Annotated in this window: 7 protein-coding genes; 3 read left to right on the top strand and 4 right to left on the bottom strand. The window is 72.6% G+C overall.

Translation table 11 applies throughout. The features are described from left to right. Positions 1-217: 217 nt before the first annotated feature. Entirely contained in the window at positions 218-1672 is a 1455-nt protein-coding gene (locus ACTIR_RS0104500; RefSeq protein ID WP_199285569.1) for a collagen binding domain-containing protein, read from the bottom strand. Between the two features lie 293 nt (positions 1673-1965). Between ACTIR_RS0104500 and ACTIR_RS0104495 the strand changes: the two genes are divergently transcribed. Both ACTIR_RS0104495 and ACTIR_RS0104490 read left to right on the top strand, forming a co-directional pair. Continuing rightward, positions 1966-2781 (top strand): Bax inhibitor-1/YccA family protein, encoded by an 816-nt coding sequence (locus tag ACTIR_RS0104495; RefSeq protein WP_026453377.1) that lies wholly within the window; start codon positions 1966-1968, stop codon positions 2779-2781. A 309-nt stretch (positions 2782-3090) separates the two neighbouring features. Further along, positions 3091-3645 carry an LppU/SCO3897 family protein gene (locus ACTIR_RS0104490; RefSeq protein WP_034238322.1) on the top strand — a complete coding sequence of 185 codons (555 nt, stop codon included), beginning with the start codon at positions 3091-3093 and terminating at the stop codon, positions 3643-3645. A gap of 66 nt (positions 3646-3711) precedes the next feature. Here ACTIR_RS0104490 and ACTIR_RS0104485 read toward each other — a convergent pair whose 3' ends face one another. Together ACTIR_RS0104485 and ACTIR_RS0104480 are read right to left on the bottom strand one after the other, a co-directional pair. Further along, entirely contained in the window at positions 3712-4932 is a 1221-nt protein-coding gene (locus tag ACTIR_RS0104485) for an acetyl-CoA C-acetyltransferase (protein WP_026453375.1), read from the bottom strand. A gap of 170 nt (positions 4933-5102) precedes the next feature. After that, positions 5103-6974, bottom strand: a complete 1872-nt coding sequence (locus ACTIR_RS0104480) for a bifunctional metallophosphatase/5'-nucleotidase (protein WP_154663660.1) — start codon at positions 6972-6974, stop codon at positions 5103-5105. Positions 6975-7104: 130 nt separating this feature from the next. On the opposite strand from ACTIR_RS0104480, the gene ACTIR_RS0104475 reads away from it, so the two are divergent. Further along, positions 7105-8478 carry a cystathionine beta-synthase gene (locus tag ACTIR_RS0104475; RefSeq protein ID WP_026453373.1) on the top strand — a complete coding sequence of 458 codons (1374 nt, stop codon included), beginning with the start codon at positions 7105-7107 and terminating at the stop codon, positions 8476-8478. Positions 8479-8669: 191 nt separating this feature from the next. Here ACTIR_RS0104475 and ACTIR_RS26260 read toward each other — a convergent pair. After that, the coding region (locus ACTIR_RS26260) for a hypothetical protein (RefSeq protein ID WP_161629614.1) at positions 8670-8905 on the bottom strand (236 nt) is incomplete at its 5' end.

The raw sequence follows: 8905 nt of genomic DNA, 5'->3' as shown, positions 1-8905 counted from the left end.
CCGACGGGCGGTCGGACGGGGCGGGGACGGCGGTCCCGGCGGTCACGGTGGGCGCACGCAGCGCGAGCACCCCCGTGACCACGAGTTCGGCGACCAGGACGCTGCCCACCCCGAGCAGGTACGGCCGGAGCCACCGCCGTCGGTCCCGTGTCGAGGCCGTCATCCCGCCATCACCCCACCGACACCCACTGTGTCGTCCGCTCCGTCGCCCACCCGGTCACCGTCGGGCGAACCTCCTCCGCGCGACCCGTCCGGTCACCACCGACGCCAGCAGTGCGAGGCCGCCGAGACCCAGCAGGGCGCCCACCGGCGCGCCGGACGTGGTCGCGGCCCGCTCGACCGTCAGGGTGGGTTCCCCCGCGGGGATGGTCTCCGGGACGTCGTCGGGCACGTTCGCGATCCGCAGTGCCAACGTCTCGCCCGGGGTGAGCTCCCCGCAGGCGGACGGCGGATTCTCCGGGTCGAAGGCGTCGCCGTAGCCGTTCGGCGGGCGGACCTCGGTCAGGCACACGGTCTGCGGCGTGCGCAGGTTCTCGACGGCGGCCGTGCCGTCGGCGCCCGCACTCGTCACCACCAACGGCTCGCCGTCCTCGCCGACGAGTGGTTCGCCGTCCCGGCCGACCGCGGGGGAGGTGCCGTCCCCGCCGGTGAGTTCCAGCGGCACCCCCGCGATCCCGTCGCCGGTCTCCTCGTCCACCTTGGCCACCCGGACGGCGCCCGGGGCGGTGCGGGCCGTCGTCGTGGCCTCGGCCGTCAGTTCCTGCTCGCCGCCCGTGGACACGACCCGCTGGGTGTCGGTGGTGACCGGTTCCCGCACGTAGGGCCGCTCGGCCGGAGCGGCCAGCGTCGCCCGCACGGTCGGTTCCTCCCCGGTCGGGGCCAGGGTGACCGCCGCGGCCCCGTCCTCACCGGTCGTCACGGTCGCCGGCCCGGAGGCGTCCCCCTCCCCGGGTTCGAGGTCGGTGAGGTCCAGGGCGACGTCCACGTCGGGGACGCCGGTGCCCTCGGCGTTGGTGATCCGCACCGACCACTCCGCGGGGGTGCCGATCGTCTGGTCGTCCTCGGGTGCGGTGAGCTCGACCTCCCACGGGCCGCGGTAGGTCTCCGCCTCGTCCCGCATCCGGTCGACCGCGGCCCGGGCACCGTCCGGCAGGGCGTCGAGATGTGCCTCGACGTCGTAGGCGATCTCGGTGAACGGCTTGTCCGGGTCGAGATCGGCGGAGTTCCGCGGCGCGGCCGTCCACGAGTGCAGCAGGTGTGCCAGCGCGGCGGCCTCGTCGGCGTCCCGCGTGTCGCCGTAGCGCAGCAGCAGGTAGGAGATGTTCGCGGCGACGTCGGGGTCGAGCGGCTCGCCCCACTTGTCGAGCAGTTCGTCGCCGGGTTCGTACGTCTCGTCGGTGTCCGGCGCCTTCAGCGCGAACGAGACACAGAAGACCTGCTCCCCACCGACCTCGTAGGAGCCGAGCCAGTCGTGCTCGGCGGAGCGGTCGCGTCCGCCCCAGGACTGGCCCGGGGTGGTCTCGTGGCCGATCCCCTCCCGCACCTCGGCCGTGGCCGACGGCGGGACGGCCACGACGGACAGCGTCGCCAGGGCCAGTGCCGTCAGGGCGAGCGTCGCGAGCAGTGATCCGCCCGGTCCGCGTACAGTGGTGAACAGGCGTCTTCGCGCCACGGACTACCCCTTTCCCCAGTTCTTCCCCGTCCCGCGCCCGGTGCGACGCACGTCACATCGCCGCCCCGCCGGGCGGTGTGGGGTACGCCTGGTGAGGGTCCCGTGAAAACATGACCAGGGCAATCGGCCAGGTGGTGGACGTCGGTGTCCCGGCCCGACCTGTTCCGGGTCACGATCGGCGCACGTCGGCTCGCACGGGGTGCGGGTAAAGTCGCGTTTACCGACAACCGGGAACCGACCGGCACGCCCGGTCGTTGTCCCGACGCAAGTGCCAGAAGATCCAGGAGGATCAGGTGCGAACTTCCAGCAACCCTGCCTTCCGCAACCTGCCCCAGGGTGCGGCGGGTGCCCCGTACGCGGGCTTCAACCAGCCACTGGGCGGCCAGCCCGGGCACGGCCCGCCGCAGGCGCCCTCCGGGTCGGCCGACCGGCCGATGACCGTCGACGACGTCGTCATGAAGACCGGGGCCAGCCTCGGCGTGACGCTGCTCGTCGGTGTCATCACCGCCGTCTGGGCGCAGTCGCAGGTCGCGGCGGAATCCATGGGCGCCGTCTTCGGTGCCATGATCGCGGGCATGCTCGTGGGCCTGGTCCTGGCCCTGATCATCGCCTTCAAGCAGATGGCCAGTGCGCCCATGACGCTGGCGTACTCCGCCGCCGAAGGGGTGTTCCTCGGCGCGATCACCGGGGTCTTCGAGATGATCTACCCCGGCATCGCGCTGCAGGCGATCCTGGGGACCGCGGCGGTGTTCGTCGTGATGCTCGTGGTCTACAAGACCGGCGCGGTCAAGGTCACGCCCAAGTTCCGCAAGTGGATGATGGGCGCGCTGGGCGGCGTGCTGGTCCTCATGCTCGCCAACCTCGTGCTCGGCCTGTTCGGGGTGAACACCGGCCTGCGGGACGGCGGGCCGATCGCGATCATCTTCAGCATCGTGGTGATCGGTGTGGCCGCGTTCAGCTTCCTGCTGGACTTCGACATGGCCGACCAGGCGATCCGTCAGGGTGCGCCCGCGAAGTTCGCCTGGTTCGTCGCCTTCGGCCTGATGGTCACCCTCGTGTGGCTGTACCTGGAGATCCTGCGACTGCTGTCCTACCTGCAGAGCGAGTAGGCGCCAGGCACCCACGCCGCTCCTGGACCGCGGGGGCGTCCGGCCCGCCGGCCGGGCGCCCCCGTTCGCGTGTCCGACGAGGGGACACCGCCCGCGCCCGGAACGTCCGGGGGTGTCCCGGTGCCGTCGTCGGCTGGTGTTCAATCGGCACGGTCGTTTTCCGCGTGAAGATGGTGTGAGGTCACGGTGACGGTTCCCCCCTCCGAAGGTCCGCCGGGAGCGCAGTACCCGCAGGGAGGACCGCCCGGGCAGCCCTGGCAACCCGGACAGCCCTGGCAACCCGGACAGCCCGGAGCGGTGCCGTACGGGATGTCGCCGATCGGGCAGCAGCCGATGTCGCCGCCCCCGCCGCGGAAGGGCACGGCGTGGGCCGGGGTCGCCGTCGCCGTCGCCCTGATCGCGGCCGCCGTGGGCTTCACCGGATGGCACGCGGCGACGGCGGTGCCCGAGGTCGAGGCGGGCACCTGCCTCCACATCGCGTCTTTCAGCTACACGGCGGACGAACCCGAGGTCCGGGACTGCTCGCACGAGCAGGCCACACTGCGGGTCGCCGCGCTGGTCGACGATCCCGCGGCCGGCTGCCCGGCGGGTCCGTACGACCGCTACGAGCATCCGGACGGCGCGTTGGTGTGTCTGATGCTCAACGTCGAACAGGGCGACTGCCTGACCAACGTCGCCACTGACGACCCCGCCGGCTACGAACGTGTGCGCTGCACCGATCCGGCCGCCGAACTGGCCGTGCTGAAGGTCGCCGAGGGCACGACCGATTCGCGTCGGGCGTGCGCGGACGTCGAGGCGGCCTTCTCGCTCACCTACCCCGAACCCGCCACGGTCATCTGCGCGGCCCGGCCGAAGACGGTGTGACCGGGGCGGGTCCGGAGCGCGGCCGGTGGGTCCGTGCGGATCCCACCGGCCGCGGGCACGGGGACGTCAGCTCATCCGCTCCAGGACCATGGCCATGCCCTGGCCGCCGCCGACGCACATGGTCTCCAGACCGAACTGCTTGTCGTGGTGTTGCAGCGAGTTGAGCAGGGTCGTGGTGATCCGGGCCCCGGTCATGCCGAACGGGTGGCCGACCGCGATCGCGCCGCCGTTGACGTTCAGCTTGTCGAGGTCGATGCCGAGATCCCGGTAGGAGGGGATCACCTGGGCGGCGAACGCCTCGTTGATCTCCACCAGGTCGATGTCGTCGATCGACATCCCGGCGCGGGACAGCGCCTGCTTCGACGCCTCGACCGGCCCCAGGCCCATGATCTCCGGGGACAGGCCGGACACGCCGGTGGACACGATGCGGGCCAGCGGCGTGAGGCCCAGTTCCTGCGCCTTCGTGTCGCTCATGATGACCAGCGCGGCCGCGCCGTCGTTGAGCGGGCAGGCGTTCGCGGCGGTGACCCGGCCGTCCGGGCGGAACACCGGATTGAGGCCCGCGGCCTTCTCCACCGTGACCCCGGGGCGGGGGCCGTCGTCGGCGGAGACCACGGTGCCGTCCGGCAGGGTCACCGGGGTGATCTCGTTCGCCCAGAAGCCGTCCGCGATGGCCTTCTCGGCGAGGTTCTGCGAGCGCACACCGAACTCGTCCATCTCCTCGCGGGAGACGCCCTTCACCCGCGCCAGGTTCTCGGCGGTCTGCCCCATCGCGATGTAGACGTCGGGCAGCAGGCCGTTCTCCCGCGGGTCGACCCAGTCGTCGCCGCCCTGCTCCGCCCAGCGCGCGGTGCGGGCCTCGGCGTCGGCGAACAACGGGTTGTGCGTGTCCGGCCACGAGTCGGAGGTGCCGTTCACGCCGCGGGAGACCGTCTCCACCCCCGCGGAGATGAACACGTCGCCCTCACCCGCGCGGATCGCGTGCAGGGCCATCCGGGTGGTCTGCAGGCTGGACGAGCAGTAGCGGGTGATCGTGCACCCGGGGAGGTGGTCGTAGCCGAGCTGCACGGCGACGACACGGCCCATGTTGAAGCCGGACTCCCCGCCGGGGAGGCCGCAGCCGAGCATCAGGTCGTCGATCTCGGCGGGGTCGAGCTGGGGGACCTTGTCCAGCGCCGCCCGCACCATCTGCGTGGTGAGGTCGTCGGGCCGCATGTTCACCAGGGAGCCCTTGCCCGCGCGGCCGATCGGCGAACGGGCCGCGGACACGATCACGGCTTCCGGCATGTGGACACTCCTTCGGGTCGGCTAAGCGTTTGCTTAGGTATATATCCTGCCTGCCCGGGTCGGCGGAACCACTGATCCGGGTGCCCCCGGACACATCCGCCGACACCCGGGGGCCGGGACCGGTCCCGCTCCCCCGGGTGTCGGACCTCGGATGTCGTCGGACGGCGTGGTCAGCCGTCACCGCCGACGGCGGTGATCCGTCCGGTACCGCCCTCGGGGTAGGTGGTCCGGGGGACGCTGCCCCCGAGCTCCCCGGTGAGATGGTCCCGCAGGGCCTGCTGGTAGGTCGTGCCGACCGGGGTGAACGCCAGGTCGCCGAACGGGTACCCGTCGCCGCCGCGCGCGGAGAAGTCGTTGGTCGCCACCGACACCGGCGGCCCGTCGACGACCTCGCCGTCGGCGACCAGCACCGTCCCGTCGTCCAGGGTCACGTCCCGGACCCGCTCGCCGGGGGTCTCGATCTCGTTGGTGCCCTCCCGTACACGCTGCGCCCGGCGCGTCGTGTCGTAGGTGAACGAGAGCCCGGCGACCTGCATGAACGCACCCGCCGCCGCCGGTGCCGCCGCGACACCGCGTTCGAGCAGCTGCCGCAGCGTGGCCCGGGGTACCTCGGGCACCACCGTGACGAAGTTGGAGAAGGGGGCGATGTCGTAGGTGTCCAGGGTCGTCAGCTCGCCCGGGGGCAGGACCGAGTCGTTGCGGATGCCACCGCCGTTCTGGAGGGCGACCTCCGGCGGTGCGACGTCGTACTCGTCCGCCCGCCGCTGTCCGGCCCGGAGCAGGCTGTCGGCGACGAGATCACCCAGATTCGTCTCCCGGGTGCGGACCGCGTGGCGGACGCCGTCCAGGGGCACCTCACTGGTGGCCACCACGTCGGCGGCCATCCCGCTCAGGTGCTCGGCCACCGGCTCCTCCACCCACTCGCGGAGCGCGGGGTCGCCGTGCACCGCGTCCGGGCCCACCCCGGAGACCCGGACCGGGCCGGTGCGCGGCTCGTCCACGGCGAGCAGGTCCCCGCCGCGGTCGAAGTTCAGCACGAGTCTGCCGATGTAGGAGTAGTCGCCCGGCACCGTCACCACCGGCACCCGCTCGCCGTCGGCGTCGTCCGCCCACAGCGGGAAACCCCGTTCGGCGGTGTCCCCGGGGATCAGCCGGTCCCCCGGGTCGGCCAGGATCTCGCCGCCGCCCGCGCCGACGACGGCGTCCACGCCGCGCAGCTCGGGCACCAGCGCGAGCTCGTTGTCGATGTCCTGGAGGTGGCTGACCAGCACCACCTTGTCGACACCCCGGCCGGCGAGGTCCCGGGAGAGGGCGTTGGTGATCCCGGCCAGATCACCGCGCACCCCGACGTCGCGCGGGCTGGACAGTGCGGGCAGGTCGGGAGTGGTCAGGCCGATCACGCCGACCCGCTCGCCCCGGGTGCGCAGCACCGTGGCCGAGGCCAGCGTGCCGTCGTCGGCGTGCGCGCGCAGCGCGGGCTCGGCGGAGACGTCGAGGTTCGCGCCGAGGAAGGTGGTCGGGCCGTCGATCCCGGTGAGGAACCGGGACAGTTCCGCGGGGCCGAGGTCGAAGTCGTGGTTGCCGATCGCGCTCGCGTCGTAGCCGATGCCGTCGAAGGCGAGCGCGTCGTGGAACGGAGCCCCCTCCACGGTGCTCGCCGAGTGTTCGGGCCCCGGGAGGAAGTTGTCTCCGCCGGAGAGCACGATCTCGCCGCGGTGGCCCGCCTGGCCGGGCGCGGGTGGCCCCGTGGTGGCCTCCCGGCGCAGCCGGTCCATCAGCGTCTTCGTGCGGGAGGGGCTGCCGTACGGGTGGGTGCCGCCGTCGACGATGCGGCCGGTGTCCGTGCCGTCGCCGGGGATGCCCAGCAGGGCGGACTCGGTGTCGTTGGTGAACAGCAGGGTCAGCGTGAAGTCGGCCCGGTGGTGGTCGGCGGGCGTTCCGCCCGGCTGCGCGCCCGCGGGGGTCTGCGTCGCGGCCAGCAGGACACCGGCCAGGGCGGTCGCCCCGAGCGCACGGGCCCGGGGTCTCCGGTGGGGTCTCACGTGGGGGCTCCTCGGTCTCGTCGGACGGTGACCGGCGAAGCCAACCACAGGCGGTCCTATTCGGACAATGTGTCGCAGAGCCCGCCGATCCGAGGTACCGGGGCGGCGCCGTCGTGTCTACCCTGGTGACATGGATTACGCCGAACACGTCATCGACCTGGTCGGGGACACCCCTCTGGTCAGGCTCAACTCGCTCGCCGACGGCCTGCGCCCGACCGTGCTGGCCAAGGTCGAGTACCTCAACCCCGGTAGCAGTGTCAAGGACCGGATCGCGCTGCGCATGGTCGAGGCCGCGGAGGCCTCCGGGGAACTGCCGCCCGGGGGCACCATCGTCGAACCGACCTCGGGCAACACCGGCGTCGGGCTCGCCATGGTCGCCCAGCGCAAGGGGTACCGGTGCGTGTTCGTGTGTCCCGACAAGGTCAGCGAGGACAAGCGCAACGTCCTCAAGGCCTACGGCGCCGAGGTCGTCGTGTGCCCCACCGCCGTGCCGCCGGACCACCCGGAGTCGTACTACAGCGTCTCCGACCGGCTCGCCCGGGAGACCGAGGGCGCGTGGAAACCGGACCAGTACGCCAACCCGGCGAACCCGGCCAGCCACTACGAATCCACGGGGCCGGAGATCTGGCGGCAGACCGAGGGCCGGGTGACGCACTTCGTCGCGGGCGTCGGCACCGGCGGCACCATCTCCGGCACCGGCCGGTACCTCAAGGAGATCTCCGAGGGCCGCGTCCGGATCATCGGTGCCGACCCGGAGGGTTCGGTGTACTCGGGCGGTACCGGCAGGCCGTATCTCGTGGAGGGCGTCGGCGAGGACTTCTGGCCGGAGACCTACGACCGCACGGTCGCCGACGAGATCATCCCGGTCTCCGACGCCGACTCGTTCACCATGACCCGGCGGCTGGCGCGGGAGGAGGCCCTGCTGGTCGGCGGCTCGTGCGGAATGGCCGTCGCGGCGGCGCTCGAACTCGCGCAGCGGGTGGACCCGGACGACGTGATCGTGGTGCTGCTGCCCGACGGCGGCCGCGGGTACCTGGGCAAGGTGTTCAACGACGGGTGGATGTCGTCCTACGGCTTCCTGGCGCCGGAGGAACAGGACTACACCGTCGGCGACGTGCTCCGGCGCAAGGACGGCACCCTGCCGGACCTGGTGCACACCCATCCGACCGAGACGGTGGCGGAGGCCGTGACCATCCTGCGGGAGTTCGGCGTCAGCCAGATGCCGGTCGTCAGCGCGGAGCCCCCCGTGATGGCCGCCGAGGTGGTCGGCGCCGTGAACGAGCGGGACCTGCTGGAGGCGCTGTTCACCGGCAAGGCCGCCCTGGCCGACCGGTTGGACCAGCACATGTCGCCGCCGCTGCCGACGATCGGTGCGGGGTCGCGGTTGGACGTGGCCATGAAGGCGCTCGGCACGGCCGACGGCGCGCTCGTGCTGGTCGGCGGGAAACCCGCGGGCGTGGTCACGAGGCAGGACCTGCTGGAGTTCCTCTCCGGCGGGTCCTGATCCGGCTGCGCATCCGGGGCGTGCCCGGCGGGGCGTTCGGTGGCGTACGGAGCGTGATCCGATAGCGTGTGCGCGAGCGAAATCACCCACGGTCCTCGTCAAGGGGGTACAAGGCCCACATGAGTGCTCCGCAACCACCCAACCAGGGCGACGGTGAGCAGCCCGCCCAGGGCTCGTCCGGCGAGCCGGAGTCACAGGAGAGCAGTCCGTTCGGTGCGCCCGAGGCGACCCAGGTGGTACAGCCGTCGCAGCAGCCCAAGGCCGACCAGCAGCCGTTCGGGGACGGCCCCGAACAGACGCAGGTGGTCCAGCCCGGTCAGCCCGGCGTCGGCGCCGGCGGGGACGCCGCGGGCGGCCAGCAGGGTGGCGGTCAGCAGGGCGGGGGCCAGGGTCCGGAGTCGACGCAGCTCGTCCCGCCGGGGATGCA

It is taken from the genome of Saccharomonospora iraqiensis subsp. iraqiensis (genome assembly GCF_000430445.1).
Classification (GTDB): Bacteria; Actinomycetota; Actinomycetes; order Mycobacteriales; family Pseudonocardiaceae; genus Saccharomonospora; species Saccharomonospora iraqiensis.
Note: the sequence above shows the minus strand (reverse complement) of the source record. Positions and strands in the feature narration are given on the sequence as shown.

Bases quoted from the DNA above. Each gene is read 5' to 3' on its own strand.
- ACTIR_RS0104485 (WP_026453375.1), bottom strand. From the start codon at position 4,932: ATGCCGGAAGCCGTGATCGTGTCCGCGGCCCGTTCGCCGATCGGCCGC.
- ACTIR_RS0104490 (WP_034238322.1), top strand. From the start codon at position 3,091: ATGTCGCCGATCGGGCAGCAGCCGATGTCGCCGCCCCCGCCGCGGAAG.
- ACTIR_RS0104475 (WP_026453373.1), top strand. From the start codon at position 7,105: ATGGATTACGCCGAACACGTCATCGACCTGGTCGGGGACACCCCTCTG.